The organism is Methylobacterium sp. UNCCL125 (genome assembly GCF_900116795.1).
Classification (GTDB): domain Bacteria; phylum Pseudomonadota; class Alphaproteobacteria; order Rhizobiales; family Beijerinckiaceae; genus Methylobacterium; species Methylobacterium fujisawaense.
The window spans coordinates 270,575-295,559 of the sequence record NZ_FPBW01000004.1; the positions used below are offsets into that span (position 1 = coordinate 270,575).

Below are 24,985 nucleotides of genomic sequence, written 5' to 3' on the forward strand. Positions count from 1 at the left end.
TATCAGGTGTGCCGGTCCACGAGGTAGTAGAGCCCCGCGCGAGCCCCGACGAGGATCGCGCCGAGGGCGAGGATCGAGCCGACCGAGAGCGTCGAGAGCCCGCTCAATCCCTGGCCGATGGTGCAGCCCAGCGCCGTGACGCCGCCGGTGCCCATCAGGAAGGCGCCGAGCAGGTGGCGCTTCACCTCGCGGGCATCGTCAGGCGCCTCCCAGTGAAATTCCCCCGCGGCGCGCGCCGCCGCGAAGGATCCCAGCAGGACGCCGAAGACCGAGGCTACGCCGAAATCGATTCGCGTGCCGCTCGCGAGCATGGCGTAGAGGAGGGTGTCGCCGACCGGCCGCGCGAAGCTGAAGGAACCGACCGCCCGCGTTTCGAACTCGTCGAAGCCCGCGCTCCCGTTCGTCCACCACCCGGCGACGATGACGAGCCCGATGGCGATGGCGCCGACGAGGAGCCGCTGAGTCCGACGGAAGTCTTTGCCGGTCAGCGCCACGAGACAGAGGCCGATGCCTGCGATGACGCTGAAGGTCACGCGGCCGGTCCGATCGAGCCTCAACAAGGCCCCGAGACGCTGGCTGCCGAGATCGAGGCTGAGCGGTGCGGTGATCGTCACGCGCAGGAAGGCTGTCACACCGCTGATCGCCATATAGGCCGAGAGGCCGAGGACGAGGAGGACGAGGAGGGCGCGCAGGTCTCCCCCGCCGAGCCGCAGCAACGCGCCGAAACTGCAGGTGCCGACGAGCGCCATGCCGAAGCCGAACATCATTCCGCCGAGGATCATCGCGCCCCATTCGAAGCGCGGCCCCGCATAGATCGACCGGGCGAGGTCGAGACCGAATTCGGATTCCAGAAGCTGCGTGCCCACCACGGCGATGCCGGTCGCCAGCAGCCATGCCCGGGCGCGGCGCGTGTCACGCGCATAGACGGCATCTTCGATGGCGCCCAGCGTACAGAACCGACCTCGGCGCGCGACCATCCCGAGCACAGCACCCAGCACAAGGCCGAGTGCCGCCCGAACGAGATGCGCAGGCAGGAGGTCCATCATCGGCTCAGGTACGCCCAATACCGATGAGCCCTGTCAAACACCCAGTTCCGCTCCGCCTTTCAGTTTGACCGGAATGGTCAGGTAACGAACGCCGTTCGCCTCGGCCGGGGGGAACTTGCCGGCGCGGATATTGACCTGGATCGACGGCAGCAGAAGGCGCGGCGCAGCCAGGGTCGCGTCCCGGGCGGTGCGCATGGCCGCAAACTCCTCCTCGCTTACGCCCTCCTTCATGTGGACGTTGCGCTCGCGCTGCTCGCCGACCGTGGTCTCCCAGGCATACACGTCGCGGCCCGGCGCCTTGTAGTCGTGGCAGAGGTGAAGCACCGTCGCCGGAGGCAGGGCCAGCAACTTGCGGATCGAGCGATAGAGGGTGCGCACGTCGCCGCCGGGGAAGTCGGCCCGCGCGGTACCGAAATCGGGCATGAACAGCGTGTCGCCGACGAAGACGTGGCCGCCGATGCGGTAGCAGATGTCAGCCGGCGTATGGCCTGGCGTGTACAGCACCTCGACGGCGAGATTGCCGATGGCAAACGTCTCGCCGTCCACGAAGAGGTGGTCGAAATCGCTGCCGTCGGTCTTCAGGTCGGTGGCGTTGAAGACCGGGCGGAAGATCTTCTGGACCTCCTTGATGTGCTCGCCGATGCCGATCTTCGCGCCGGTCTTGGCCTTCACGTAGGGTGAGCCGGAGAGGTGGTCGGCGTGCGCGTGGGTTTCCAGCGTCCAGACCACCGTGTAGCCCGCCTCGTCGGCGGCCGTCAGCATCGCCTCAACGGAGCGGGTGTCGACGCTGCCGCCGTTGTGATCGTAGTCGAGTACCGGATCGATGAAAGCCGCCTGCTTCGTCTCGGGATCGGCCACGATGTAGCTCACCGTGTTGGTGGGCTCGTCGAAGAAGGCTTGGATGACGGGTTCGGGGCCACGGGCTTCGGTCATTGCTTGTCTCCAGTCAGTCGTCCTCGGACAGATGGCGTCAGGCGCCGGGAAGCCGGCGTCGGCAGGTGTTGATCCCTAGGATCGCGTAGGCGGGGCAGGAGCCGACCAGGGCGGTCAGCGCCAGCACAACGCCGATGCCGGCGGCGACATAGGCCCAGACTCCCGCGAGCATCACGTAACCCAGGCCTGCGACCAGGAGGCCGGCGACGAGGCGCAGGATGCGGTCGGTGCTGCCGACATTGAGGGTCATGGCGGTTTTCCTGAAAGGTGCCGCGCGGTGGTCACCGAAGCGGGTGCGGCACCGGGCGCCCGCCTCGGCGACGGTCAAGGCGTTGCGGCGAAAGCGCCGGCGTTGCGGTAGAGCATGTAGCCGGCGACACCGAAGATGACGGTGGCGAATACCGTGTTGAGCGCGCCCTTGTAACCGGAGAGCCGGTTGGCCAGCCGCATACCCAGGAAACCGCCGACGAGACCGCCGGCGATGAATTCCCCAGCGACGGCCCAATCGACCATGCCGGACAGGGCGTAATTCGTTGCTGTGGCGAGGCCGAAGGCACCAACGGCGAGCAGCGAGGTGCCGACCGCGGTGATCAGCGGCATGCCGGTGGCGAAGACGAGGCCCGGCACGATCAGGAACCCGCCGCCGATCCCGAAGAAGCCCGACAGGACCCCGACCGCGAAGGCGACGGCCACGACCTTCCAACTAGGTACCGGACCGCACCCGACAGGCTCCGAGGTTCCACCCTGAACCTTGCGACCCCGCAGCATGTGGATGCCGACGACGACCATCAGCATCGCGAAGAGGAAGAGCAGGCGCTGGCCGTCGACTGCTTTGCCGAACGTCGAGCCGACGAGGGCGCCCAGGATGCCGACCCCGGCGAACACGGCGGCACAGCGCCAACGCACGTTGCCGGACCTAGCGTGCCCGACGAGGGTCAGGAACGCGTTAGCCGCGACCGCCAGCGCGCCGGTCCCGATGGCGAGGTGCGGCTGGGCCATGCCGACCACATACAGCAGAAGCGGCGTCGCCAGGATCGAGCCGCCGCCGCCGATGAGGCCGAGCGTGAAGCCGACCCCCGACCCGGACAGGATGGCGGGAAGCGCATTCATCGGCCGGTGACCTCCGCGTCCAGGGGACTGGCCCACGACCGGTCGAACCAGTCGGCGGCCGGCAAGCCCCGATCCCGACGGACCTTTCATTTAATAAAAAAACAAAATGAAAGGCCGTCGCTTTCGTTGCTGATGGACCTTCTTGCGGTGCACGTCAACATATGATTTATAGAAATCGCAACTCATAATATAAATCTATCAGATGAGGACCCCGCCATGGACGTCAAACGCCTCTCTCCGGACCTGTCGGTGACGGGTCAGCTCGCCCCCTCCGGTCTCGCGGCGGCGGCCAAGGCGGGCTTCCGGGCGGTGATCTGCAATCGCCCCGACGGCGAAGGCGGCGACCAGCCGGGCTTCAGGGAGGTGGAGGCCTCCGCGCGTGCGGCCGGTCTGGAGGCGCGGTACCTACCCGTCACGTCGGGCAAGGTGACGGATGGGGATGTAATGGCCTTCCGCGACGAGCTCGCGGCCCTGCCGAAGCCGGTGCTCGCCTTCTGCCGCACCGGGACTCGCTCCGCGACGCTTTGGGCGCTCGGCGAGGCGGCAGCTGCGCGGCCGCTTCCGGACATCCTGGCTGCCACCAAGGCGGCCGGATACGATCTGAGCGGCGTCGTCCGGCGCATCGCCGCTGGCGGCCGGGTTCCTACCGAGCACGACGACCAGTTCCACAGCGTGGTCGTCGTCGGCGGCGGGGCCGGCGGAATCGCCGTCGCGGCGAGCCTGAAAGCCCGCAGGCCCGACCTCGACATCGCCGTCATCGATCCGGCGGACGTGCACTACTACCAGCCGGGCTGGACGATGGTCGGCGGCGGGGTGTTCGAGCCAGCCGCCACGGCCAGGACCATGGCTTCCCTGATCCCGGACGGGGTGCGCTGGATCAAGGCGGCGGTCGCCGCCTTCGAGCCCGAGCGCAAGGCGGTGATCCTGGAGGGGTGCCGGGTGGTGCGCTACGACCGCCTCGTGGTCGCGCCCGGCCTCAAGCTTAATTGGGCCGGCATCGAGGGGCTCGCCGAGACTCTCGGGCGGAACGGGGTCACCTCGAACTACCGCTACGACCTCGCACCCTACACCTGGGATCTCGTGCGGAACCTGCGCGGGGGCCGCGCCGTGTTCACGCAGCCGCCGATGCCGATCAAGTGCGCCGGCGCCCCGCAGAAGGCGATGTACCTTTCCGCCGACCACTGGCTGCGGCAGGGGCGGCTCGGGGACATCGCGGTCGAGCTCTACAATGCCGGTCCGGTCCTGTTCGGCGTGAAGGAATACGTCCCGGCCCTGATGGAATACGTGAAGCGCTACGACGCGAACCTGAATTTCAATCACACCCTGACCCGGATTGACGGTCCGGCCCGGCGCGCGTGGTTCTCGCGCAAGGCGGAGGACGGCAGCAGCGAGACGGTTGAGACCGGCTTCGACATGATCCATGTCGTGCCGCCGCAGCAGGCGCCCGACTTCGTCCGCGTCTCGCCCCTGGCCGACGCCGCCGGCTGGGTCGATGTGGACCCCGGCAGCCTGCGCCACCGTCGCTTCCCTGAGGTCTACGCGCTCGGCGACGCCTGCAACGCGCCCAACGCCAAGACCGCCGCCGCCGCGCGCAAGCAGGCGCCCGTGGTGGCCCACAACCTCCTCGTCGAGATGGGCTACCTTCGCCGCGCCGAGGTCGCCTACGACGGCTACGGCTCGTGCCCACTTACGGTCGAGCGAGGTAAGATCCTGCTCGCGGAATTCGGCTATGGAGGCAAACTCATGCCGAGCTTCCCCGCATGGCTGATCGACGGGACGAAGCCGAGCCACCTCGCATGGCTCCTGAAGGAGCGGATGCTGCCTCCGATCTACTGGAAGGCCATGCTCAAGGGACGCGAATGGATGGCTAAGCCGGAGAAGGCAGCCGCCTGAAGCTAAGCGGCGCCGGCTTTGTCCCGGCGCCGCTCGCTGCGCGTCGACGATGCGGGCTCAATCGCATGCCCTCAGCCGACAGCTAGGGTTCCGGACCGTGAGGCACGTGTTCGGAGCGGCGCGGCAGCGCCGGCAAGGCCACTGGGCTGAGGCTCGGGTTACCGTCGCCGCACCATTGCGCCCCGATAGGCCGGGCACGCTACTGTTCGCTCCGGCCAGCCCGCGCCGTTGGCTACCGGCGAGGTCGTGAGCCACCTGGCCGACTAGCGTCGCCGCCACGAACAGGGCGATTTGCGGAAGGCCTAGGGAAAGCCCGGCGCGCGCTGGACCGGGACAGAGGCCAGCCAGGCCCAACAGATGCAGGACTGGGCAGCGCCGGCGAGCGGCGCGAGGAACGGGGCGACAGCGTCCATCAAGGTTCTCCGACCTGACCGAACATCGCCGCCTGGCCGAGCGCCCGCGCTCGCGCATCCGGGCTGCGCGCGGGCAAGCTTCTCCGCGGTCGGCCCGCGATCAGGATGTCGTCGAACGCGTCGAGGAGGGCCTGCATGCGGGCATCGCTCAGGCTGTAGAACACCACCTTGTGCTCGCGCCGCGTGGCCACGACCTCGGCGTTGCGCAGCTCCCCGAGCTGCTGCGACAGCGTCGGTTGGCGGATGCCGAGCTGCTGCTCGATCTCCGAGACTGACCGCTCTCCCTCCGCCAGGAGATACAGAATGCGCAGCCGGTTCGGGTTGGCGGCGACCTTGAGCAGGTCGGCGACCCGGATCGCCGTCGCCTCGTCCGTGCCAGAGGCCATCACAGGCTTCCCAAGCGATAGTACCAGTCCTGCCCCGCAGCGCCTGGCTGGGCGATCTCGTCGCTCGTCAGGGGCGGGTTCACGAGCACTTGGTCGCCGGGTCGCCATCCCTCCGGCGTCGAGACGTCCGACGCGTCGCAGGCTTGGAGCGCTTGCACCAGCCGAAGGATCTCGGCGATGCTGCGGCCCACCGTCAGTGGGTAGGCGATCAGCGCCCGCACGATGCCTTCTGGATCGATGACGAACGTGGTCCGGACGGTGGCGCTCGACGTCGAGCCGGCCGGCAGCATGCCGTAGGCCCGGGCGATGCCCATGGCGGGATCCTCGACGATGGGGAAGGGCACCCGCACGCCGAAACGCTGCTCGATGCTGTGCTTCCAGGCCAGGTGGGAGGAAAGGCTGTCGACGGACAGGGCGAGCAGGTCGCAGTCGATGTCCCGAAAGGCGTCGTAGGCCTGGGCGAACGCAACGAACTCGCTGGTGCAGACGGGGGTGAAGTCGGCCGGGTGGGAGAAGAACACCAGCCAGCGTCCGCGATACGAAGCGAGCGTCCGCGCGCCCATCGTCGTCCGCGCGCGGAAGTTCGGCGCGACGTCGCCGATGATCGGCGGGCAGGCGGGCGGTGGCACGGGAGGATCGTTGTCGGTTTCGATACTCATGGAACAACGCTCGTCGCTAAAACGGTGTGGTCAGCACCGTGGACGTCGCTGCGATGCCGGTCAATATGCAAATTAATATCGAATAGGTCTTCGAATCATGAATTTGTATTGACACGCCCGAGCTGCGGCATATGAAGGCGGGGCGACGTCCCGGCGGCATGCCTGGTTCGGTGCGGTCCATGGCGGGCCTCCCGGACGTCCCCATTTCCGCCAGGGGCAGGGCCCACGGATGCTTGCCGACCACCTCCCGAGCGCGCTCGACCTCGCGCGCAGCCAGTTCGCCTTCACGGTCGTCTGGCACTTCCTGTTTCCGGCTTTCACCATCGGGCTAGCAAGCTATCTCGCGGTGCTGGAAGCCTTCTGGCTCGCCACCGACAAGCCAGTCTATCTCGACACCTACCGCTACTGGCTGAAAGTCTTCGCCGTAGCCTTCGCCATGGGCGTCGTGTCGGGGCTGGTGATGAGCTACCAGTTCGGCACCAACTGGTCGGTCTTCTCGGATAAGACCGCGCCCGTGCTCGGGCCGCTGCTGGGCTACGAGGTACTCACGGCCTTCTTCCTCGAAGCGGGCTTCCTCGGGGTGATGCTGTTCGGGATGGAGCGGGTCGGCCCGCGCCTGCACTTCCTGGCGACCTGTCTGGTCGCGGGCGGCACGCTGCTCTCGGCCTTCTGGATCCTCTCCGCCAACTCATGGATGCAGACGCCCGCGGGCTATTCGCTCGATGCCGACGGCCGGTTCGTGCCGGAAAGCTGGACGGCCGTGATCTTCAACCCGTCCTTCCCATACCGCTTCGCCCACACCGTGACGGCGGCCTATCTGACGACGGCGATGATCGTCGGCGCGGTCGGCGCGTGGCACCTGCTGCGCGACCGGACCAATCCCCGCGCCCGGCTGATGTTCTCCATGGCCATGTGGATGGCGGCTCTCGTCGCCCCGGTACAAATGGTGCTCGGCGATCTCCACGGCGGCAACAGCTACCACCACCAGCCCGCCAAGGTCGCGGCGATGGAGGGCCACTTCGACAGCGTGACCCGCGCGCCCTCGATCCTGTTCGGCTGGCCCGACGCGCAGGCGGGCGAGACGAAGTACGAGATCGGCATCCCCGGTCTCGCGAGCCTCTATCTCGCGCATGATCTCGACGCGACGGTCACGGGGCTGAAGGATCTGCCGCGCGACACGTGGCCGACCAACCTGCCGCTGGTGTTCTGGGCCTTCCGGGTGATGGTCGGGCTCGGGCTGCTGATGATCGGCCTCGGGCTTTGGTCGCTGTACCTGCGGTACAAGGGCCGCCTGTTCGAGACGCCCTGGCTGCACCGCTTCGCCGTGGCGATGGGGCCCTCGGGGCTGATCGCGGTGACGGCGGGCTGGGTGGTGACGGAATCCGGGCGCCAGCCCTTCACGGTCTATGGCCTGCTGCGTACGGCGGACAGCGTCTCACCCATCGCCGCCCCCGCCGTGGCGGCCTCGCTCGCGGCCTTCGCGCTGGTCTACTTCGCGGTGTTCGGGGCGGGCATCTGGTACCTGTTCCACCTGTTCAACCAGACCCCACGTCCGCACGAATCCGGCCCGCCCGTCGGCCAGCCGGTCCGCACGGCCGGCATCACCCCGGCGCCGGCACTCGCCGGTGACGCGCACCTGCAACCGGCCGAGTGAGGAGAGCCCACGATGGAACTCGATCTCACCCTCATCTGGGCGATCCTGATCGCCACCGCCGTGTTCCTCTACGTGGCGATGGACGGGTTCGATCTCGGCCTCGGCATCCTGTTCCCGGCGGTGCGAGGCAAAGCCGAGCGGGACGTGATGGTGAACTCGGTCGCCCCCGTCTGGGACGGCAACGAGACCTGGCTCGTCCTCGGCGGCGGCGGGCTATTCGCGGTGTTTCCGCTGGCCTACGCCACGATCCTTCCTGCCCTGTACATGCCTCTGATCCTGATGCTGCTCGCCCTCGTGTTCCGGGGCGTCGCCTTCGAGATGCGCTTCCGCATGGCGACGCCGCGCGGGCAGCTGTGGTGGGACCGTGCCTTCTCCTGGGGCAGCTTCATGGCCGCCTTCTGCCAGGGCATCTCGCTGGGCGCCTTCGTCCAGGGCATCAAGATCGAGGGCCGCGCCTATGCTGGCGGTTGGTGGGACTGGCTGACGCCGTTCTCTGTGCTGACCGGCTTCGCGCTCGTCGTAGGCTACGGCCTGCTCGGGGCCTGCTGGCTGATTTGGAAGACCAGCGGCGAATTGCAGATCCGGGCGTATAACCTCGCCAAGCCCTTGGCGGTGGCGACGCTGGTCCTCATCGCCGTAGTCTCGGCGGCGATGCTCGGCCTCAGCGCGCCCTTCCGTGACCGCTGGCTCGGCCTGCCCGGCCTGTTCATCGGGGCACCGGTGCCGATCCTCGTCGGGCTCCTGGCGTGGCGCTTCGCCCATGCCCTGGGACGGCGAGAGGAGGTGACCCCCTTCCTCTGCGCGCTCGGCTTCTTCCTGCTGTCCTATGTTGGGCTCGGCATCAGCATGTGGCCCTACATCGTGCCGCCGAGCGTCACGATCTGGCAGGCGGCGACGCATCCGAAGTCTCAGGCCTTCCTGCTCTACGGGGCGGCGGTGCTGGTGCCGCTTGTGCTGGCCTACACGGCCTACGTGTACTGGCTGTTCCGCGGTAAGGTCACGGCGGAAGCGGGGTATCACTGATGCGCAAGCTCGGCTGGTTCGTGCTGATCTGGGCGCTGAGCGTGGCGAGCCTCACCGCCATCGCCCTACCGCTGCGGTGGCTGCTCAAGGGAGTGTGAAGGGTGTCGGTCGGCCTGTGGCAACCGCGATCCTGCACGCCACCCTTCAGGACACTTCAGCTCTTCGTCGGCCCCCTCGCGCGATTGGGCCGAGTGCGATCTCCGCGATAGCGAGGCCGGAGCCACTGCCGGTTTGGCGGAAGTGCGATCGTGCAGAAGGGTCGTACGGCGGTTAGCGCGTTCGACCAGAATGATGTTCGTGCCGTCGGTCTCGACAGTGCAATCCTCCGGCCCGGGATGCCAGCCCGCCGCCGCGATGAGGTACAGTTGTGCTGAGTGACTTCCCCTTGTTCGGTGGAGGGGGGACGGGGGGAGGCAGCCGCCTTAAGCCTGGCTTAAGCAGGACGGCGAGGATGGCAGCATGTATGCACCGTCGTTCAAAGTTTTTCACCTTGCCTTCCCTGCGCTCGTCGCTGTGCCTTCGATAAATCGTAGGTTAGCTCTGGCGGCGAGCAGGAGTGTCCGCATCGCATTCGGCGGACTGTTGATGTGTGTTGCTGTCTGTCCAGCACGAGCCATGGACGGTGGTGAAATCGCCCGGAACGGAACGCAGGCCGGCGTGCCGGCCTGTGCCTCGTGCCACGGGGATGCCGGGGGCGGAAATGCCGAGGGCGGCTTTCCCCGTCTTTCAGGCATCGCGGAGGGCTACCTCGCGCACGAGCTCGACAGCTTCGCCGACGGCAGCCGGGACAATGAGATAATGGGTCCGATCGCCCAAGGCTTGGCGCCGGAGGAGCGGCGGGCGGTGGCCGTCTTTTATGCCGGGCTCCGCGCCCCGCCGCCCGACGGGACAACGCAGCCGGACGGCACGGCATCCGACCGCGGCCGAATGCTGGCGCAGACGGGGGAGTGGACGAAGGCACTGCCCGCTTGCGCACAATGCCACGGCTCGGCTGGGCAGGGCGTCGGCGCCGCCTTCCCGCCGCTGGCCAGCCAGTCGGCCGCCTATCTCGCGGCCCAGCTCTCCGCCTGGAAAGCCGGGACACGCCGCAACGATCCCCTCGGGCTGATGAAGGGGATCGCCGACCGGCTGAGCGATGACGACGCCACTGCCGTCGCCGTCTACTACGCCGCTCTCCCCGCCACGGCGATCGGAGGCGGACGATGAGCCTTATGACGCGCTTTAGCAGACGGTTCGCAGCCCATCTCGCGCTGGCAACGGCGATGGGGGGCCTCGCGGTCCTGACGCCCCTCGGTTCCGTAGGGGCTGAGACAACTGCACCGCCCTTCGTGCCCCAGCCCGATTCCGCCATCCTCGACGACGACTTCGGCAAGGTCATTCGCCTGGGCGAGCGCATCTTTCGCGACACGGGCGCCGAGGCGCGGGCCTTCGTCGGCAACGATCTGCGCTGCACGAACTGTCATCTCGACCGGGGCCGCCTCGGCCATTCCGCTCCCCTCTGGGCGGCCTATCTCGTCTACCCGGCCTACCGGGCGAAGAACGGACACGTAAATACCTTCGCCGAGCGGCTTCAGGGCTGCTTCCGCTACAGCATGAACGGCAAGGCGCCCCCACTGGGCGATCCCATCCTGGTCGCGCTGGAAACCTATGCCGCCTTTCTCGCCCACGGGGCTCCCGTAGGGGTGAAGCTACCCGGGCAGGGGTACCCGAAGCTCACCAAGCCCAAGGGCCTCGATCTGGCCCATGGGCGAGAGGTCTACGCCGCGAAATGTGCCCTCTGTCACGGTGGCGACGGTGCCGGGCAGGCGAGCTCGGACGGGACGGTCGTGTTCCCGCCGCTGTGGGGGGCCCGCTCCTACAATTGGGGCGCGGGGATGAGTTCGGTCGTCAACGCAGCGGGCTTCATCAAGGCCAACATGCCGCTGAGCCAGGGCAACAGCCTCACCGATGCCGAAGCCTGGGACGTCGCCGCCTATATCGACAGCCGCGAGCGACCGCAGGATCCACGCTTTACCGGCGATCTCGCAGCGACCCGCAAGGCCCATCACAACAGCCCTTACGATTTCTACGGGCAGACCGTGGACGGCGTGACGCTCGGTGAGACGGCACCGCCCGCCGGGACCGTGCCGCGCTGAACCGCAACCGCATCCCCTGAGAGGACACTCATGACCCTCGAACGCCGCAGGCTGCTCGCCCTCGGTGCCGGTCTCGCCGCTGGCTGGGCGGAGGCATGCCCCGCCGGGGCAGCCACCACCGCCGACCTACCCGATGGCAGCCGAACCCTCCGGGACCTCACAGATCGCCTGGCGAAAGCCCCGCGTCGGCGGGATTTCAAGACCGTGCCGATGATCCTCGACCGGCCGGATCTCTGGGACTACGAGGCCCTGTCGGAGGTGATCGCCTACAAGGGAGGCCCGCGCCAGGTCTGGGACAACACCGACATTGGCGGGCCGTGGCTGAACCTCATGCGCAACGCCCTGAACAATCAGGTCTGGTCGTTCAAGCATCCCGATTTTCTGGCCGCCTCGGCGACCCATGGATCGGCGAATGTCGCCCTTTACGACCAAGCGATGTGGGACAAGTATCAACTCACCAAGCTCGCGGGCGAGGCGTTCAAGACCAATACGCTGATCGTGCCGAAGAAGGCGGCTCAAGCGGAGGCCGCGAACTACCAGGACCCGGCGGGAAGGTTCTCGCCGGAGAACAACACCATCCCGGCGCTGATGGCCCGGGGCGCCGTATTCCTCTCGTGCCACAACGCGATCTGGGAACAGGCGGCGGCACTCATCCGGCGCGACCTCAACCCTGACAAGCTCTCGCACGAGGCGCTGGCGGCGGAGCTGACGAACCATCTCATTCCGGGCGTCGTCCTGACCCCCGGCGCCGTCGGCACGCTGCCCGAGTTGCAGCAGGCCGGCTTTCATTATGCGAAGTGAGGCCGACAGTGCAGGGTCTGAGTGTCGGATGTCTCGCCGGAATCCTCGTCCTCGGCGCGGTGACGGCGGTCGAGGCCGCCGACCGGACGAAACGATCGGCGGAGGCAGCCACTCTGGAAGAGGCCTTCGCCCACGATCTTTGCACCCGTGACGACCGCGCCTTGCGCACGCTCAACCGCGCCCTGTCCCGTAGCCCGAAGGCCTCGCCGGTCCGGCGATGACGCAAACCGGCGGGGCATCACGACGACGGTCCGCGGACTTCAGGGCCGATATTGGCCGAAACCATAGCGGGCGAAGACCGCTCGCGCGTCGTCGCCCATGAGGAAGTCCAGCCAGAGTTTCGCCTCGGCCGGATGCGCGGCGTCCTTCACGACCGCTCCGGCATAGATGCCGGTGGCGTTCTGCTCGTCCGGAATGTCGATGCGCTCGGTCGGCAGTCCAACCTGCTCTTGGAACAAGGTTTCCGAACGCCACGTGACGCCGGCTTGTGCGCGTCCCTGCATCAGCCAGACCGGCGTCTGGCGATGGTGCATCCGCGTCAGAAGCGTCGTCCCGTCGGCGACTTTCGTCTCGTAGACAGCCTTGACCAAGTCATCGCCCCCCGCCTTGGCCAGGGAGGACTTGATCTGGCGGGCGACGCCTTCGAATTCCGGATTGGGCATGGCGAGGGTCAGTCCCGGCCGCGCAAGATCAGCCAAGCTTCTGATGCCCGCCGGGTTGCCCTTGGGCACCATGATCGCAAGCTGGTTGGTCGCGTAGATCGTCGGTGGGCCGAGGAGATCGCCCGCCTCGATGAGCCGGTTGACCGCCATGAGGCCCGAGAAATACGCATCGGGCTTTGCCGTCCAAGTCATGTTGCCGACGGTGATGCGCCCGCCGGCCTTCATCTGTCGGACGAGCAGACCGGGCGGAATCGTCTCGTAGTAGATCTGGCCCTTGAGTTCAGGGTGCCTCGCCTCAAAGGCCGCCACCAGCGGCGCCATGGCGAAGAAGTAGTTGCCGCCCACATAGAGTACGAGGCGCGCGTTGGTCAGATCGCCGTGGAAGTCGGCGAGGTTGTCGGCTTCCTTAACCGTGAATTCCAGCCCCTTATCAGCGGAAGGGTTGTTGCCGCCATTCTGCCAGGGGGGAAAGCGGTCCACGGGCAAGTCGGTCGCGTGGCTTGAGTAAGTCTGGGCCCCCAAAATGCAAAATCCCAATGCAAGGCTGAGCCATCTCATTCGAGGCATTAGAGTTATCTCCCTTGGAACGCCGCGCTCGGACAGCCCAATTAACGTTGAGACTTAAGCCAAGCTTAAGATCGTAGGGTGAGTTGTTTGGTCGACTTCCTACCGTAGTCCAGTCTCGAATCCGGGGAAGGGCCTAAAGCCCGAGAATTTGCATATTGCAGGTCAGCAGGAGCTTTGCTTCTCTGCGGGCACCGTCATTTCCGCCTCGCTCAGCCCTGGCGTTTTGAGGCTCGCCAAGTATCGAAACTCTGAAGCGGCGTCCCCGAAGTGCACGATCTCGCCTTATGCGTTGCCAATCACTATCAGCCCGGTCGTCCGTGACCCAAGAGCGCCACGTCTCCCTTGGTCGAGTCAGCCTACCTTAATCAGTTGATGACTGTCGCGTGCTCCCTCAATCTCGGCTGGCCGAAAAGTATTCACCGCGACGAAACCATTGGGATTGGATGATCATGATCCGTACGACGTTCGCCATGCTTGTGACGCCGTCCGTCATGGCGCGTGCACACGCGCAGGCCGTCTCGACGCATGATCACGAAGGCTGCGTGAATGCTGGCAAGCTTGGTCGCCTGAGCCGGTTGCTCGCGGCCCCCGCAGAATCTGGCGGGCGCAATCAGCACGATTGATGCATCACAACGCTAGGATGTCGGGGCTTTCGGCTTGACCGATGTCCGCTTTTAAGATGCGCACAAGCGGCGTCTCGTGACTGGTATGGGCGCAAAGCCGAACGTCCGTTTCTGCACCCTCTTAGATCCATGCGCCGCGTCCCCTTGGATTATTGTTCCCCATTGAGGAAGTAACGGGAGGGCTGATCGTCCGGGCCCGCGCAGGCCACCGGACGCATCACTCTGTAATCCCCCGCCCAGGGAATAGGTAACACTGCCGCGAGGATCAGCTGGACGCCGGGTCGGCGAGCTGAATCTATGGCCTCCTTAGTTTGACGGAGGCGAGCATGTCCCGGCACGTAGACAACCTTCATGACGGCATCAGCGGAGGCCTGTACGGCGCCCTACTCGCCGCCGACGGTGCCGCCCGGGCCGCCCGGGAGCAGGACGCATGGGACCGGGCCGAGGCCCGCTCCGAGGCCGCTGTCCACCGGCTCGGCCAAGCCCTGCTGGCGTCCCGCGCCCGGGAGGCAGAGCTCGCCCGGCAGCTTGCCGCCGCTCGCGCCGAAGTTGCCGGCCTGCGGATCCGGGCCTCCAAGGCCGAGGCCCGGATCCCTGCCCGGCGCACCTGAGCAATCGTCGCGCCGCCTATAGATTCCGCTTGCGGCTTGCCGGGTGCGCCCGCGCGGGGACGCAGAGAGACGCACAGGAGCCGCACGAAGGCCGACGTCGTGCCCACATGAAAGAGCCCGCCGGTGATCCGGCGGGCTTCGTTGTTTCGGGGGCTGGGGCGGCTCAGGCGACCCGGACCTGGCGGTGCCTGAGGGCTTCAACGTGTGCGAGCAGGTCTGCCATCGCGCTGTCGCCCAGGGCGCCCCTATACGGCCAGGAGAATGCCGGCGCCTCGGACATGTCCGCATCCTGCGGATGCGTCCCGGGCGCCGCGGACGTGTCCGCGGCGTGCGGGCCCTGCATGCCGGGGACGTGTCCCGTTCCAGCGGCGAGGGCCTGGGCCTCGTGGGGCATCGTGCGGGCGAGGACGGCGAGCTCCTCGGGCGAGAGCGAGTGCAGCCAGGTCGCGACGTCCGCCGGCAGGCCGGACAGGTCGACGGGGTCCCCGTTGGCGGTCACGTGCCGGGCGTGGAGGACGAGGGCCATGCCGACCGGGTGCCTCGCCGGGATGCCCTCGGGCACCGGCGCGGACGGGGCGGCCGCCGCGGCGGCATCGAGGTAGTCCTCAGCCGCGACCGCGGTGGGCAGGACGGGGTCAGGCCGGGCGACGAGCTTGCGGATCCACCGCGCCCCGTCCCAGACCAGAGCGATCGGGGCGAGGGCGACGGCGGCGAGGACGGCGGCGAGGCGGGCGAGGAAACGCATCGGGGGTTCCTTGGTGTGTGGAGCCTCGATGATCGCCTCGCCCCGGCAAGCCACAATCAGGCGGCGCTGGCCGCGATCCACGCCTCGCCGTCGAGCCCGAACAGGCGCCTGTCCAGGTCCGCCGGGAGCTGGCGACGGTGCGTGCGGAGCGCCCGCAGTGCGTGGCTCGCGAGGATCGTGTCGAAAGCCTCGTGGCCCGCGAGGACGTGCCCCTTCACGGACGTCGTCCTTCCCCAGCCCGCCCTGTTGACGACGCTGGCCCGGTCGCTGTCGCGCGCGGTCAGGAGCCGGCAGCCCTCCAGCGCTGCGATCCGGACGTCCTCGATGGCGGCCCGCTCGGCTTCAGGCTCGTAGACCGCCGTCATCGAGGCCATCGCACGGGAGATGTTGGCCTCGGCCCGCTCGACGTACATCTCCAGCGCCCAGGCCAGGCGCCGCTCCAGCTGCGCGGGCGGGATCAGGACCAGTCGCTTCGCCCGCGTGACGTCATCCGCAAGGGCCCACGCCCACTCGTGCTTCGCCAGCGACTCCCGTGCCGCGGCGATGGCGCGCGTCGCGAGGTCGAGGTCCTCCGCCGCCTGGCGCTCCCGGTCGGCCGCCTCCTGAGCCTCGCGCGCGGCCGCCTCGGCGTGCTGCCGGGCGAGTTTTTCCCGGAAGGCCTTGAGCCCGTTGGAGGCGGTGTTGACGAGGACCTGCGCGGCCGGGCGGTCGAGGTGCGCGCCCTCCCAGAACACAGGCAGGTCGTTGTTGCGGTCGCGCGAGTAGCCGACCGTCCGCAGGTGCCGCCCCTCCGGCCCGGCGAGCGCGTCGTCATAGTCCTGCGTCGTCGCCTCTGCGGTCCAGAGGGCCTTGAGCACGCCGCTCACGCGGAGCTCCCGCGGCGCCGGCCGCCAGGTCAGCCCCAGCCCCTGCGGCGGCCCCTGCCAGGCTCGGGTCACACGGTTCTCGTACGGCATCGCATCCCTCCGAATTTGCCGTGCCGGCGTTCGGCACATGACGAATGCTAGCACCGACGCGGGTGCCTGCAAGATTTTTTGCAGTCCTGGCGTCAACTTTGGACAGAAGCCTGAAGCATATTTCCCTTATGCTTGGTCCGTCCGAGGTCTTTGAACAATGTTCAAACGGGCCTCCGTTAACTTTGTGGCCCGAGACCCCTTTCGTCAAAAGACGAACGTGCTCAAATACCCTCGCACAAGCGTCACGTGGGGATTCGGAGGACGGCAATGCGGGTCTGGAGAGAAGTCGGCTCGGGCGTGACCGTGCCCGACGTCCGGCGCGTCGTCGCGGCCACGGTTGGTGTCGGCGCCGTCGCGCGCCGGCTCGGCGTTTCGCAGTACACCGCTCACCGTTGGGCTCGCCTCGCCGGCGTCGCGATCCAGGCAGTGCCGCCGACGGCACGGATGCCGGAGCGCCAGCGCGTCAGCGACACCGACGTCGCCGCGGCGATCCGCAGCCCGCTGTCCCTTCGCGCGGCGGCCGCGGCGCTGGGCGTCACGCCGCCGGCGCTGCAGAGCCGGGCCAGGTATCTCGGCCTGCCGACCGATCCCGCCGGCCGCGCCGCCCTCCGGGGGGCGTGCGCGTGAGCTGGCACCCCGACGATTCGTACGACGCGGCCGCCCTGAGCCGCGAGGAGGCGACGCAGGTCGTGGCGCCGCAGGCCGTCCTCGACGAGCTCCGCGCCGCGATCCAGCGCCAGGGGTCCGCGGCCGCGTGGGGCCGCCGCCATGGCGTGGGCCCGGGCTATCTGGCCGACGTCCTTTCCGGTCGCCGCCCCCCGGGCGCCGGCATCCTCCGGGCCCTGGGCATCGGTCGGGCATACGTGCGGGGGTGCCGGTGAGCGCTGCTTCTCAAGCCCGCGATGCCGCCGTCCTCGCCGCTCTGCAGGCCAAGCCGCCGAGCTCGCTTCCCATGCATCTCGCGCCCGCGCTCGGTTTGGAGATCCGCCAAGTGTCCGCGTCCCTGCAGCGCCTGCGCAAGGCCGGCCTCGTCCGGTGCATGGGCCCCCGCTGGATCGTCATCGAGGAGTCCCGCCCGTGAGCCATCCCCTCCTCGAAGGCCTGGATGGCCTCACGGGCGTCGCCTTGCGCCAGCGCCTCGTCGAAGCCCGGGCGGCCGCCCTGGCGGCCGCCGGCGGCGACGAGAGCCATCCCCTCGTCGGCCTCGTCCGCACAGTCGAGGACGACGTCGTCCGCGCCATGCGCGAGGGCGTCACCGCGCTCGTGCAAGGCATGCAGCCGCCCACGGCCGAGGAGCCCGTCCCTGCGCCCGCGCCGCGCCCCCCGATGCGCCGTGTTCCGGCGCCCACGGCGGCCGCGGTCCCAGCGCCGGTCCCTGCGCCGCGCCCCCCGACGCCGGGCGGGCTGGCCGGACTGAGGAAGGCGGCGCCGGCCGAGGACGGTCCACCCGAGGCGCCGGAGCCGCCGGTGCGGCCCGTCCAGACGCGAGCGCCGCTCCCTCGCGTGCAGCCCCTGCCCGGGTACCGACCGCCCCCGCCGCCGCCGCCCATCGACCCCGCAGACGCCGACATCCCGTGGTGACAGGAGAGCCCCATTGAGAATGACCGAACGCCAGGCTCGCATTCGCCTCGGCCATGCCGTCGCCGCCGCCGGAGGGCAGGTCGCATTCGCCCGCGCGGTCGGGTTGCCTGTCGCGGCCCGCAGCAACAACAGCGCCCTCTCGAAGTCCCTGCGGGGCACGCAACGGATTTCGCCGCCCATCCTGGACGCCATCGGGCTGCGCCGGGACGAGTGCGGTGACATCCACACCGTCGAGCCCGCCCGCATCTCCGTTCTCGCCGTCCACGCGGAGGGCGACGCCGGCGTCCGCGCAGCGGCCGCGCTGGTCGCCGGCATCCACGGCCCGAGGCCCTGAGACACCCCCCGGCGCCGGGGGAGTGGCGCCGCGATCCAGCAGCAGCCCAATCGAAGGGACCACACGACATGCGTATCCCCGCCGAGGCCCTCAGTGCCATCAGGACCGAGCTCGTCCAGGCTCACCAGTGCGGCGTTACGGGCCAGCATTTCGAGCCCACCTCGGCCCTGAACTCCCTGCTTGTCGAGCTCGACTATCAAGGCGTCGAGATCGTCCCGAAGGCGGACGCCCGGCCCGACGTCATCCGCGTCCCCAAGAGCGACGCAGGCCGGGTCGAGACGCGGACACCGGCGCCCTGGGTCCTCGCCAGCGTGATGCCCGGAGTGGTCGATATCCGCCCCAGCTCTACCGTGCGCGATCACGTCATCGAGGCCACTGCCACCGCGCTGCTCACCCGCGGTGACTTCTCTGAGAAGCGGGAGATCAAGGTGCAGACGGCCTGGTTCTGCAACGAGGGAGGTATCGAAGAAGCCACCCGGGATGCGGTCTCACTCGCGCTTTCGCAGGCGCGCAAGGGGGCGGCCGCCTTCATCGCCGCCACCGCGTCGGACCGCGCTTCCACCCCTGGGGAGGCCGCTTGATGCGCGCCTTCCTCGCAATCACGTGCGGCACCGTCGGCGCCACGCTCGTCACCGCCGCCTTCCTCACCACGCTCATGTTCGCGTTCGCCGGCCACGCCGGCGCGCTCGCCCTAGCCGCGTTCGTCGTGGCCGAGTGGGCACTCGTGTTCGGGTTCGTCTTCCTGACCATCGCCTACGTCGCCCACGCCGGCGGCGTGCTGGAACCCATGAACACGGGCGGGGAGGATCCCCTCGATGTGTGAGCGCCGTAACATCGCCTCCGATGCGTTCGACGGTGCGGTCGCGTGGGCCGGGCTCCCGGCGCACGTGCAAGCCCGCATCGGGGCGGCTGCCGTCGAGCTCGGCGTCGCGATGGCCCTCTCGGAGCACGCCAGGATGCCGGCGTGCCGCGCCGGCGACGAGGCCGTCGAGCGCGCGGGCGAGCTCCTGCGCGAGGCGGTCGTCGGGTACGACGGCGTGCCCGAGGGGTCCTGGTGGGAGGGCACCGCCGATGCCGGCACGTTCCGGATCCCCTCGGTGGTCGGCATGGTCTGCCATGCCTGCGGGTGCAGCCATCTCGATCCGTGCCCCGACGGCTGCGGCTGGGCTTCGGACAACCTGTGCACGGCCTGCGCGCCCGGCGCCGGCGTCGAGGCGGCCGCCCCGCTCCCGGCAGGGTCCGTGGTCGTCGATGGCGTCACCCGGCACGAGCCGGAGCTGTCCGAGACGGAGGCCCGCGCCATCGTCCGGGGCGCCTGCCGGGCCGTGTCGACGTCCGAGCTCGCGCGGCCGGTTGAGCCCGTGGGCAGCCACCTGCGCGAGCTCGCCCGCGCCATCGACGGCATGGGCGGGGAGGATGGCGATGGACGCTGAGATCCAGGTCGTCTCCCCCGACCTCCTGCCCGACCTCACAGGTCTCGACGGAACGGATGCCGGCGTCGAGATCGAGGTCCTGCGGCAGGGCGAGCCCTGGGTCGACGCGAGCATCGCCGGCCTGCAGTTTTACGACTACGGCCTCGTCGACGAGCTGACGGGCGAGCCCCTGATCCCGGCAGCCGGCGACCGCCTCTCCCTCGTGCGCGAGCCCGAGAACCCTCACGACGCGGACGCCGTCGAGGTGTGGTGGCGGAACGGGATCCGCCTGGGGCACCTACCCCGGCGGGTCGCGGCCGAGATTGCCGGACAGCTCGATGCCGGCGTCGCGCTCCGGGCGTACGTGGCGCACGGCGGCGACGGCGAGGCCTGGTCCGCCCGGGCCCTGCTAGTCGGCCCGGCGGCGGAAGCCTTTCACGGCCGCTACATCCGGCACGTCGTGGATGCCGCGTTCTGGCGGTGGGAGGAAGGCGAGCGGTCCCGCGTAATCCGGGAGGACCGGCCGTCTCGGGAGCGGGCGCAGGCCTTCGCCCGCGAGCAGGCCAGGCGGCGCGAGACACGCCTTCTCCAGGCGGTCAACACGCTCGCCCGGGCCCCGTTCGAGATCGAGCCGCCGCCGGTCGGCGCGGCCCGCGAGGTCTACGCCATCCAGGCTGTCCTCGGGTGCTCGCGGTCGACGGCGTTCAAGATCGCGCGCGGCGCGGGAGTCGAGCCCCGGCTGCACTACCGGGGCTGGTACTGCGACGCCGCCACCGTCGAGTTCACGCCCGAGCTCGTCGAGGCGATGCAGGCGTGGGCGGCCGCGCCCCGGACGCGGCTGACGCGGCAGTCGCTAAGGTGACCCAAGGCCTGGGGTGCGAGAGTCCCCCGGGATGCACTTCCATCATTACTTCCGGACGCCGAAAAAACTTCGATAAAGTCTTCGATTATACTTGTATTCTGCGGCGGCAGGTGGCATATTCTCTTTACCGGGACGGCGCCGTCACCCGGTAACAGGAAGGGAAACCACCACGATGACGACCTTCACCGCCCCCGCCCACATCGAGCTCTCCGCCCGGATCGCCGCCGTCAAGGCCGCCGCCCGGAAGGTCCTCGACCTCGCCGCCGCCGGCGCCGACACCACCGAGGCCCGCCTCGACGCCGAGGCCGAGGCCCGCCTCACCCTCGGCCGGATCGCCAGCTTCCTCGAAGCCCAGCGCGACCTCATCGACCGGGCCGAGCACGAGGCGGTCACCGCCCTCCACATGATCGCGGGCGCCTCGGACGAGGAGTGCCGCCGGGCCGCCGGCTACGAGCTCGGCCTGGACGTCACCGAGATCTGAGGACCGGGCCGGGGCGAGAGCCCCGGCCTTCCCCGTGTTCCGGAGCACCCGATGGATCCCGCCGACCTAGAGGCCGCCGGCCGCCTCCTCAGCGACGACCCCGAGGGCTGGAAGCGCCCCCTGGCCCGCCTGCTCGGGCCGCTGCACCCCGACGGCCCGCGCGAGAGCCTCGACCCCCGCGGCGTCGACCGCTGGCATTCCGGCGCGCGCGAGGTGCCGGCGTGGGTGGGCCCGGCCCTGGCGCGGCTCCTCGAAGCCCACGCCAGCGCCCTCGAAGCCGAGGCGGCCGCCGCCCGCGCCGTCGCGGCCCGCATCGCCGGCTGACCCTGGGCGCGGCCTGAACCCGGCGCCCAGGGTTACCGCCGGGTTGAGGACACCCCCGGGATTCGACGTGTCCCGGAATGAATCATCCTAACCCGTCTTTGGTAGCGTCTCCCCCGTCGCACTCCGTCAACAAGGAGGCGACGATGGAAGGAGACAACGACAACGGGAACGGGCCCGAGGAGAGGGACCTGTTCGGGGCGGGCGAGGTGGAGAGGGCCAACTGGGCCATCGCCGCCGTCAACCGCCGCCGGGATGCCCGCAACGCCCGCCGCAGGGAGCTCTACGCCCTGCAGCGGGACATGGCGCGGATCCTGGCTGAGGAGGCCGAGCGGCAGTTCACGCTGGCGCTCGACGAGGTCGAGTGATGAAGGCCCGCCGCGCCCCTCGGTTCGGCGGGCCTTCTCATGTCCGGACAAGCTCCTCCGGCTGCGTGTCGCTCAGCGCCATCGCGTCGACGATCTGGCCGAGGCTGATGGGCCTGTAGCCCCAGACGTCGACCCCGACATCGCAGGACTGCGTCGTCCCCGGCAGGCGCCCATGCGTGTGGCCGTAGAGGTGCAGCGAGCCCCGGAACGCGCGGGGCCAGCTACGCATGGGGTAGTGGCACAAAACCAGATGCCGGCCCTCCACCGACGTCTCGTGGATGCCCTCGTGCTGCTCCACCCAGGGCAGGCGACGGCTGCGTCGGTCGTGGTTGCCGACGATGAGGATCTTGCGCCCGTGCAATCTCTGGAACGCCCGCTCGACGGCGGCCGCGTCCCGGGACAAGGCGAAATCGCCGAGGTGATAGACCGTGTCGCCCGGCGCGACGGTGGCGTTCCACGCCTCCGTGATCAGCGCGTCGTGCTCCTCGATGGAGGCGAAGGGACGCTTGCAGGCGTGCAGGATCCCGGTGTGAAAAAGGTGCGTGTCCGCGACGAAAAACGTGGCCATCGAGGCCTCCTGTCGTGAGGAGGCCGGCGCGCGCGCTCAGGTCCTCCGAGTGTCGGGAAGGGCGGCGGGCGCGCGTTTGGGCATGGATCTCTCCGGGACGAATCTTGAGGCTAGCACAAGGGTGTTACCGAACCCCTGGCCGGCATGGTGGCGTTCTCAAATCGCCGGCGGATTTTTCACGTCTTTTGCAGCGCGGCCTCGTAGGCATCAAGGACGGCCTTGCACCAGACCTCCATCCCCTCGGCCTTGAGGTCGAGGCGCTGGCTGTGGACGTAGTGCCGGAGGGTGATCGCTTCCGCGAGCTCGCGCTCGGCCTGCTCGCCCCTGGCCGCCGCCGGCTTGTGGGCCAGGATGGCGGATCCAGCCCCGCCGAGGCGTTCGAGGTCGAGATAGGTGCCGAGCGTCCGGCGCACGTCGTGGGGCGTCCAAGGCCGGATCCCGGCGGCCCCCAGCAGGTCGTCCTCGGGGCGCAGGATCGCCACCCCGTCCCGTCCCGCCTTGGGCTTGCCGCGGAGCCGGTCGAACCACTGCGTGAGCCCTACCGGCGTCACCGACTTGCCGGGCACCCGGCTCGGGAACAGCCACCGGCTCGTCGGGTCCGCCCCCTGCCGGGCGATGGCGGCGACGGCGTCTGGCGGGACCGGGATCCCATGGGGGCGGCTCCCCTTCATGGCGCTGCCCGGCCAGGTCCAGATCTGCCAGCCCGGCCGCCCCTCCCAGGCGACGACGTTCGCCCGCAGCGTGCCCGTCAGCGCGCCGGCGCGCTGGCCCGTGAGCACCAGGGCCCACAGCGCCGCCAGCATCCCGGGGCTGACCTCCTTCGCCGTGCCGCCCAGGGCCTTGTGCCGCTCCGCGATGACCAGGGTCCGGGCGAGCTCGTCGAGCCGGGGCGTGTGCGTCCGCGGCGTCGACGTCCAGTCCATCGAGAGCCGGTCCCGCCACCACGGGAACTCGACGCGGCCGAGCCCGGCCCGCGGGGCGTGGTGCTGCCAGGCCCAGTCGAGCGCCCCCTTGATCGCCTCGACCGTGTCGGCGGCCGCGCTGGGCGCCCCCGCCTTGGCGATGCGGTCCCGGACCCCCACCAGGTCGTCGAGGGTCACGAGGGAGACGAGCCTGTTTGCCAGCGCGCCGTCGGCGGACCGCCGCAGGTGCCGCTCGTACTGCGCCGCCCACCGGGGCCGGAGCCTGGGCAGCTTCGCCGCCAGGTGCTCCTCCACGAGGTCGCGCCACTGCCACGGCCCCCGGCGCCGGCGCTCCTCGTCGGTCGGGACCGCGATCTCCTCCGGGAAGGCCGCGTCCATCGCGTCGGCGACGCTCGCGCCCGACCGCAGGGCATGCCCGAGCACCTGGAGGTCCTGGCGGGGGTCGGCCCCGTCCCGGAGCGCCAGGCGGGCGCGGGTCGCGGCCTCCCGGGCGGCCGCCGGCGTCAGCTCGTCCCCGGCTCCGAGGCGTACCGTCGAGACCCGCGACTTGTAGAGCCAGGTCACGGCGAGCGGCGTCGTCCGCAGGATCAGCCCCGGGCAGCCGACGTCCGCATGGTCGATCCCCCGCCCGGGCACCTTGCCGGCGGCGACGAGGGCGGCCGCCTTCTTCACGTGCTCGCCCGTCAGCCTCGACCGCTCCCGCGCGTATGCCATTCCGCCGCCGTCCGTGGATGTTGTACCACCGCGATACCACGCCGGCCGGGCATGCCGGGTCAACCCGCTTGGCTACGCAGGGCACCGGAATTCGTAGGCGTGAGAGGGGTTTGTGCGGCGATGGTTAAGGGCGGCCGCGCTGCCCGGGGCGATTCGTGTCAGCTTCCCAAGCTGAATGTCGTCGGTTCGATCCCGATCGCCCGCTCCAAAGTTTTTTTCACCTGCCCAAGGTGTCAGGCAGCATCGTCGCTCGTTGCTCATCAGCCGGCGACTGGTCCCGTACGACGATTGTACAATAGATTTAGCCTCTCCTGTGCGGCTTTTCTTCAGGCGTAGCTGCTAATGTTCGGCGGCTGCAAAGCACATCCCGCGAACAAATAACCATCGTCCGATGGGCCTGAGGGACCACCGGGCTCAAAGGAGCCGCGCGAGGGCCGTGGCTGATCGTCTGACCGGACGCGAGGCTGCAGCAATCCCCTCCCCTCAACTGCCAGCCCGTTCCTTCAAAGCATTCGGTCATCCTGACTTCGTACCTTCGTTCGTTCCGCGGGAAGGCTGGCGCCATTGTTTCGAGCCGGAAGTAGGAAAGCTAGCCCGGAAGGTTCCGCACGCCGGAGAATGGGACGGCAGGCCTTCCTGCCGGAACGAAGGCTTGGTTGAAAGTCTAGACGACCAAGTCAGTTCTTAGATCTTATTCGCGACGCCGATTGTTTATCGATACGAACGAAGTACAGCGACCAGATTTTTATCGCGCTCGTGGGCCGATGTCGGCAATAGGGGATCTTTTGGATCACCTGCCGCCTATCCGAAAGATGATGGTCAGTTTCGATCGACCATCAACTCCGTATTTCCTGACCAGGTGCGCTGGACTGTCAGCGTCGGGCGGAACAAGTTCGGCAAGCCAATCATCGTCCGGGTGATCGCGCCAGCGATGCTTGCTGAGCGCGACGTCGAAGCAAGCCGGATCCCGGAAAGCCGATGGCGCACACCCATCGGCGCTCGACGAGGGCCGCAGCCGGTTTCTTGAGACGCCTCACTCCTTGCGCCAGCGGTTATCACTCTACGCGGAGATCTCCATCTCCTTGCTCGCCGGCACCAAGCTCTTGCCTGGGACTGTCCGAACCTCGATCTGGCGCAGCTTCAGCACCACCTGTTGCGCACCCGTCTTCCGGCCTCGCCGCATGTCCGACTCCTCCGGTCCTGG

Annotated in this window: 33 protein-coding genes, 1 tRNA gene and 2 pseudogenes; 23 read left to right on the top strand and 13 right to left on the bottom strand. The window is 69.0% G+C overall.

The window, feature by feature from the left end; genetic code table 11:
• Positions 1-2: 2 nt before the first annotated feature.
• The 4 genes from BM396_RS05015 to BM396_RS05030 form a co-directional block, all read right to left on the bottom strand.
• The gene (locus BM396_RS05015) at positions 3-1,046 is read right to left on the bottom strand and encodes a YeeE/YedE family protein (RefSeq protein WP_043378818.1); all 1,044 of its coding nucleotides are present in this window, start codon (positions 1,044-1,046) and stop codon (positions 3-5) included.
• A gap of 33 nt (positions 1,047-1,079) precedes the next feature.
• Entirely contained in the window at positions 1,080-1,979 is a 900-nt protein-coding gene (locus BM396_RS05020; protein WP_043378821.1) for an MBL fold metallo-hydrolase, read from the bottom strand.
• A 37-nt stretch (positions 1,980-2,016) separates the two neighbouring features.
• Positions 2,017-2,229, bottom strand: coding sequence for a YgaP family membrane protein (locus BM396_RS05025; protein WP_043378823.1), 213 nt, complete (start codon positions 2,227-2,229; stop codon positions 2,017-2,019).
• Positions 2,230-2,303: 74 nt separating this feature from the next.
• A complete protein-coding gene (locus tag BM396_RS05030; RefSeq protein WP_043378825.1) occupies positions 2,304-3,089 on the bottom strand; it encodes a sulfite exporter TauE/SafE family protein in 786 nt (261 codons plus the stop codon).
• 216 nt (positions 3,090-3,305) lie between these two features.
• Here BM396_RS05030 and BM396_RS05035 point away from each other — a divergent pair, with 216 nt between their 5' ends.
• Positions 3,306-4,982: a bifunctional protein tyrosine phosphatase family protein/NAD(P)/FAD-dependent oxidoreductase gene (locus BM396_RS05035; protein WP_043378829.1), complete on the top strand. Its 1,677-nt coding sequence runs from the start codon at positions 3,306-3,308 to the stop codon at positions 4,980-4,982.
• Between the two features lie 243 nt (positions 4,983-5,225).
• Here the strand turns inward: BM396_RS05035 and BM396_RS33205 are convergent.
• The 3 genes and pseudogenes from BM396_RS33205 to BM396_RS05045 form a co-directional block, all read right to left on the bottom strand.
• Positions 5,226-5,333 (bottom strand): annotated as a pseudogene (locus tag BM396_RS33205) (YeeE/YedE family protein); the annotation flags it as partial.
• A 61-nt stretch (positions 5,334-5,394) separates the two neighbouring features.
• Positions 5,395-5,781 carry an ArsR/SmtB family transcription factor gene (locus tag BM396_RS05040; RefSeq protein ID WP_043378831.1) on the bottom strand — a complete coding sequence of 129 codons (387 nt, stop codon included), beginning with the start codon at positions 5,779-5,781 and terminating at the stop codon, positions 5,395-5,397.
• On the bottom strand, positions 5,781-6,440 hold the full coding sequence (locus tag BM396_RS05045; RefSeq protein ID WP_051975907.1) for a peroxiredoxin: 660 nt from the start codon (positions 6,438-6,440) through the stop codon (positions 5,781-5,783). The genes BM396_RS05040 and BM396_RS05045 overlap by 1 nt, the downstream gene beginning before the upstream one ends.
• 229 nt (positions 6,441-6,669) lie before the next feature.
• Here BM396_RS05045 and BM396_RS05050 point away from each other — a divergent pair, with 229 nt between their 5' ends.
• The 7 genes from BM396_RS05050 to BM396_RS05080 all read left to right on the top strand — a co-directional run bounded on the left by BM396_RS05050 (position 6,670) and on the right by BM396_RS05080 (position 12,274).
• Positions 6,670-8,094, top strand: a complete 1,425-nt coding sequence (locus tag BM396_RS05050) for a cytochrome ubiquinol oxidase subunit I (protein WP_043378834.1) — start codon at positions 6,670-6,672, stop codon at positions 8,092-8,094.
• A 12-nt stretch (positions 8,095-8,106) separates the two neighbouring features.
• Complete coding sequence (gene cydB / locus BM396_RS05055) at positions 8,107-9,117, top strand: cytochrome d ubiquinol oxidase subunit II (protein WP_043378836.1); 1,011 nt, start codon at positions 8,107-8,109, stop codon at positions 9,115-9,117.
• Entirely contained in the window at positions 9,117-9,215 is a 99-nt protein-coding gene (locus tag BM396_RS05060) for a DUF2474 family protein (protein WP_081948549.1), read from the top strand. Before cydB ends, BM396_RS05060 begins: the two co-directional genes overlap by 1 nt.
• A gap of 361 nt (positions 9,216-9,576) precedes the next feature.
• A complete protein-coding gene (locus tag BM396_RS05065) occupies positions 9,577-10,323 on the top strand; it encodes a c-type cytochrome (RefSeq protein WP_043378838.1) in 747 nt (248 codons plus the stop codon).
• Positions 10,320-11,252, top strand: a complete 933-nt coding sequence (locus BM396_RS05070; protein ID WP_244538805.1) for a c-type cytochrome — start codon at positions 10,320-10,322, stop codon at positions 11,250-11,252. Before BM396_RS05065 ends, BM396_RS05070 begins: the two co-directional genes overlap by 4 nt.
• 30 nt (positions 11,253-11,282) lie before the next feature.
• A complete protein-coding gene (locus tag BM396_RS05075; RefSeq protein WP_051975908.1) occupies positions 11,283-12,053 on the top strand; it encodes a thiosulfate dehydrogenase in 771 nt (256 codons plus the stop codon).
• An 8-nt stretch (positions 12,054-12,061) separates the two neighbouring features.
• Entirely contained in the window at positions 12,062-12,274 is a 213-nt protein-coding gene (locus BM396_RS05080; protein WP_043378844.1) for a hypothetical protein, read from the top strand.
• 39 nt (positions 12,275-12,313) lie between these two features.
• On the opposite strand, the gene BM396_RS05085 is transcribed toward BM396_RS05080, so the two are convergent.
• Positions 12,314-13,282, bottom strand: a complete 969-nt coding sequence (locus BM396_RS05085) for a molybdate ABC transporter substrate-binding protein (protein WP_043378847.1) — start codon at positions 13,280-13,282, stop codon at positions 12,314-12,316.
• 449 nt (positions 13,283-13,731) lie between these two features.
• On the opposite strand from BM396_RS05085, the gene BM396_RS32645 reads away from it, so the two are divergent.
• Both BM396_RS32645 and BM396_RS05090 read left to right on the top strand, forming a co-directional pair.
• The gene (locus tag BM396_RS32645) at positions 13,732-13,905 is read left to right on the top strand and encodes a hypothetical protein (protein WP_170867467.1); all 174 of its coding nucleotides are present in this window, start codon (positions 13,732-13,734) and stop codon (positions 13,903-13,905) included.
• Between the two features lie 326 nt (positions 13,906-14,231).
• Entirely contained in the window at positions 14,232-14,516 is a 285-nt protein-coding gene (locus BM396_RS05090) for a hypothetical protein (RefSeq protein ID WP_051975910.1), read from the top strand.
• Positions 14,517-14,679: 163 nt separating this feature from the next.
• On the opposite strand, the gene BM396_RS05095 is transcribed toward BM396_RS05090, so the two are convergent.
• Together BM396_RS05095 and BM396_RS05100 are read right to left on the bottom strand one after the other, a co-directional pair.
• A complete protein-coding gene (locus tag BM396_RS05095) occupies positions 14,680-15,261 on the bottom strand; it encodes a hypothetical protein (RefSeq protein ID WP_139239455.1) in 582 nt (193 codons plus the stop codon).
• 56 nt (positions 15,262-15,317) lie between these two features.
• Positions 15,318-16,217: a hypothetical protein gene (locus tag BM396_RS05100; RefSeq protein ID WP_051975912.1), complete on the bottom strand. Its 900-nt coding sequence runs from the start codon at positions 16,215-16,217 to the stop codon at positions 15,318-15,320.
• A gap of 297 nt (positions 16,218-16,514) precedes the next feature.
• Here BM396_RS05100 and BM396_RS05105 point away from each other — a divergent pair, with 297 nt between their 5' ends.
• The 12 genes from BM396_RS05105 (at position 16,515) to BM396_RS05145 (ending at position 21,576) form a co-directional block, all read left to right on the top strand.
• On the top strand, positions 16,515-16,844 hold the full coding sequence (locus tag BM396_RS05105; RefSeq protein ID WP_139239456.1) for a hypothetical protein: 330 nt from the start codon (positions 16,515-16,517) through the stop codon (positions 16,842-16,844).
• Positions 16,841-17,098 (top strand): hypothetical protein, encoded by a 258-nt coding sequence (locus BM396_RS05110; RefSeq protein WP_139239457.1) that lies wholly within the window; start codon positions 16,841-16,843, stop codon positions 17,096-17,098. Before BM396_RS05105 ends, BM396_RS05110 begins: the two co-directional genes overlap by 4 nt.
• Positions 17,095-17,298, top strand: coding sequence for a hypothetical protein (locus BM396_RS32090; RefSeq protein ID WP_139239458.1), 204 nt, complete (start codon positions 17,095-17,097; stop codon positions 17,296-17,298). Before BM396_RS05110 ends, BM396_RS32090 begins: the two co-directional genes overlap by 4 nt.
• Positions 17,295-17,798 (top strand): hypothetical protein, encoded by a 504-nt coding sequence (locus BM396_RS05115; RefSeq protein ID WP_043378855.1) that lies wholly within the window; start codon positions 17,295-17,297, stop codon positions 17,796-17,798. The genes BM396_RS32090 and BM396_RS05115 overlap by 4 nt, the downstream gene beginning before the upstream one ends.
• 19 nt (positions 17,799-17,817) lie before the next feature.
• Positions 17,818-18,132 (top strand): hypothetical protein, encoded by a 315-nt coding sequence (locus BM396_RS05120; protein ID WP_043378858.1) that lies wholly within the window; start codon positions 17,818-17,820, stop codon positions 18,130-18,132.
• Between the two features lie 68 nt (positions 18,133-18,200).
• Positions 18,201-18,713 (top strand): hypothetical protein, encoded by a 513-nt coding sequence (locus tag BM396_RS05125; protein ID WP_043378860.1) that lies wholly within the window; start codon positions 18,201-18,203, stop codon positions 18,711-18,713.
• A complete protein-coding gene (locus BM396_RS32095; protein ID WP_043378862.1) occupies positions 18,713-18,955 on the top strand; it encodes a hypothetical protein in 243 nt (80 codons plus the stop codon). Before BM396_RS05125 ends, BM396_RS32095 begins: the two co-directional genes overlap by 1 nt.
• Positions 18,948-19,565, top strand: coding sequence for a hypothetical protein (locus tag BM396_RS32650; RefSeq protein WP_051975913.1), 618 nt, complete (start codon positions 18,948-18,950; stop codon positions 19,563-19,565). The genes BM396_RS32095 and BM396_RS32650 overlap by 8 nt, the downstream gene beginning before the upstream one ends.
• Positions 19,555-20,406, top strand: a complete 852-nt coding sequence (locus BM396_RS05130) for an HIRAN domain-containing protein (protein ID WP_051975914.1) — start codon at positions 19,555-19,557, stop codon at positions 20,404-20,406. Before BM396_RS32650 ends, BM396_RS05130 begins: the two co-directional genes overlap by 11 nt.
• Positions 20,407-20,578: 172 nt before the next feature.
• Complete coding sequence (locus tag BM396_RS05135) at positions 20,579-20,887, top strand: hypothetical protein (protein ID WP_043378864.1); 309 nt, start codon at positions 20,579-20,581, stop codon at positions 20,885-20,887.
• 51 nt (positions 20,888-20,938) lie between these two features.
• Positions 20,939-21,211, top strand: a complete 273-nt coding sequence (locus tag BM396_RS05140) for a hypothetical protein (RefSeq protein WP_043378866.1) — start codon at positions 20,939-20,941, stop codon at positions 21,209-21,211.
• A gap of 143 nt (positions 21,212-21,354) precedes the next feature.
• Complete coding sequence (locus BM396_RS05145; protein ID WP_043378868.1) at positions 21,355-21,576, top strand: hypothetical protein; 222 nt, start codon at positions 21,355-21,357, stop codon at positions 21,574-21,576.
• Between the two features lie 37 nt (positions 21,577-21,613).
• On the opposite strand, the gene BM396_RS05150 is transcribed toward BM396_RS05145, so the two are convergent.
• Both BM396_RS05150 and BM396_RS05155 read right to left on the bottom strand, forming a co-directional pair.
• Complete coding sequence (locus tag BM396_RS05150) at positions 21,614-22,144, bottom strand: metallophosphoesterase family protein (RefSeq protein ID WP_043378870.1); 531 nt, start codon at positions 22,142-22,144, stop codon at positions 21,614-21,616.
• Positions 22,145-22,320: 176 nt separating this feature from the next.
• Positions 22,321-23,781: an integrase arm-type DNA-binding domain-containing protein gene (locus BM396_RS05155; protein ID WP_051975915.1), complete on the bottom strand. Its 1,461-nt coding sequence runs from the start codon at positions 23,779-23,781 to the stop codon at positions 22,321-22,323.
• Between the two features lie 130 nt (positions 23,782-23,911).
• On the opposite strand from BM396_RS05155, the gene BM396_RS05160 reads away from it, so the two are divergent.
• A tRNA-Gly gene (locus BM396_RS05160) sits at positions 23,912-23,989 on the top strand.
• A gap of 855 nt (positions 23,990-24,844) precedes the next feature.
• Here BM396_RS05160 and BM396_RS31805 read toward each other — a convergent pair.
• Positions 24,845-24,964, bottom strand: a pseudogene (locus BM396_RS31805) (IS3 family transposase); the annotation flags it as partial.
• Positions 24,965-24,985: the final 21 nt, after the last annotated feature.

Bases quoted from the DNA above. Each gene is read 5' to 3' on its own strand.
- BM396_RS05145 (WP_043378868.1), top strand. From the start codon at position 21,355: ATGGAAGGAGACAACGACAACGGGAACGGGCCCGAGGAGAGGGACCTG.
- BM396_RS32095 (WP_043378862.1), top strand. From the start codon at position 18,713: ATGCGCGCCTTCCTCGCAATCACGTGCGGCACCGTCGGCGCCACGCTC.
- BM396_RS05095 (WP_139239455.1), bottom strand. From the start codon at position 15,261: ATGCGTTTCCTCGCCCGCCTCGCCGCCGTCCTCGCCGCCGTCGCCCTC.
- BM396_RS05120 (WP_043378858.1), top strand. From the start codon at position 17,818: ATGACCGAACGCCAGGCTCGCATTCGCCTCGGCCATGCCGTCGCCGCC.
- BM396_RS05100 (WP_051975912.1), bottom strand. From the start codon at position 16,217: ATGCCGTACGAGAACCGTGTGACCCGAGCCTGGCAGGGGCCGCCGCAG.
- BM396_RS05085 (WP_043378847.1), bottom strand. From the start codon at position 13,282: ATGCCTCGAATGAGATGGCTCAGCCTTGCATTGGGATTTTGCATTTTG.
- BM396_RS05030 (WP_043378825.1), bottom strand. From the start codon at position 3,089: ATGAATGCGCTTCCCGCCATCCTGTCCGGGTCGGGGGTCGGCTTCACG.
- BM396_RS05025 (WP_043378823.1), bottom strand. From the start codon at position 2,229: ATGACCCTCAATGTCGGCAGCACCGACCGCATCCTGCGCCTCGTCGCC.
- BM396_RS05090 (WP_051975910.1), top strand. From the start codon at position 14,232: ATGTCCCGGCACGTAGACAACCTTCATGACGGCATCAGCGGAGGCCTG.
- BM396_RS05015 (WP_043378818.1), bottom strand. From the start codon at position 1,046: ATGATGGACCTCCTGCCTGCGCATCTCGTTCGGGCGGCACTCGGCCTT.
- BM396_RS05125 (WP_043378860.1), top strand. From the start codon at position 18,201: ATGCGTATCCCCGCCGAGGCCCTCAGTGCCATCAGGACCGAGCTCGTC.
- BM396_RS05155 (WP_051975915.1), bottom strand. From the start codon at position 23,781: ATGGCATACGCGCGGGAGCGGTCGAGGCTGACGGGCGAGCACGTGAAG.
- BM396_RS05065 (WP_043378838.1), top strand. From the start codon at position 9,577: ATGTATGCACCGTCGTTCAAAGTTTTTCACCTTGCCTTCCCTGCGCTC.
- cydB (WP_043378836.1), top strand. From the start codon at position 8,107: ATGGAACTCGATCTCACCCTCATCTGGGCGATCCTGATCGCCACCGCC.
- BM396_RS32650 (WP_051975913.1), top strand. From the start codon at position 18,948: ATGTGTGAGCGCCGTAACATCGCCTCCGATGCGTTCGACGGTGCGGTC.
- BM396_RS05130 (WP_051975914.1), top strand. From the start codon at position 19,555: ATGGACGCTGAGATCCAGGTCGTCTCCCCCGACCTCCTGCCCGACCTC.
- BM396_RS05150 (WP_043378870.1), bottom strand. From the start codon at position 22,144: ATGGCCACGTTTTTCGTCGCGGACACGCACCTTTTTCACACCGGGATC.
- BM396_RS05135 (WP_043378864.1), top strand. From the start codon at position 20,579: ATGACGACCTTCACCGCCCCCGCCCACATCGAGCTCTCCGCCCGGATC.
- BM396_RS05035 (WP_043378829.1), top strand. From the start codon at position 3,306: ATGGACGTCAAACGCCTCTCTCCGGACCTGTCGGTGACGGGTCAGCTC.
- BM396_RS05140 (WP_043378866.1), top strand. From the start codon at position 20,939: ATGGATCCCGCCGACCTAGAGGCCGCCGGCCGCCTCCTCAGCGACGAC.
- BM396_RS05050 (WP_043378834.1), top strand. From the start codon at position 6,670: ATGCTTGCCGACCACCTCCCGAGCGCGCTCGACCTCGCGCGCAGCCAG.
- BM396_RS05070 (WP_244538805.1), top strand. From the start codon at position 10,320: ATGAGCCTTATGACGCGCTTTAGCAGACGGTTCGCAGCCCATCTCGCG.
- BM396_RS32645 (WP_170867467.1), top strand. From the start codon at position 13,732: ATGATCCGTACGACGTTCGCCATGCTTGTGACGCCGTCCGTCATGGCG.
- BM396_RS05040 (WP_043378831.1), bottom strand. From the start codon at position 5,781: ATGGCCTCTGGCACGGACGAGGCGACGGCGATCCGGGTCGCCGACCTG.
- BM396_RS05045 (WP_051975907.1), bottom strand. From the start codon at position 6,440: ATGAGTATCGAAACCGACAACGATCCTCCCGTGCCACCGCCCGCCTGC.
- BM396_RS05060 (WP_081948549.1), top strand. From the start codon at position 9,117: ATGCGCAAGCTCGGCTGGTTCGTGCTGATCTGGGCGCTGAGCGTGGCG.
- BM396_RS05075 (WP_051975908.1), top strand. From the start codon at position 11,283: ATGACCCTCGAACGCCGCAGGCTGCTCGCCCTCGGTGCCGGTCTCGCC.
- BM396_RS05020 (WP_043378821.1), bottom strand. From the start codon at position 1,979: ATGACCGAAGCCCGTGGCCCCGAACCCGTCATCCAAGCCTTCTTCGAC.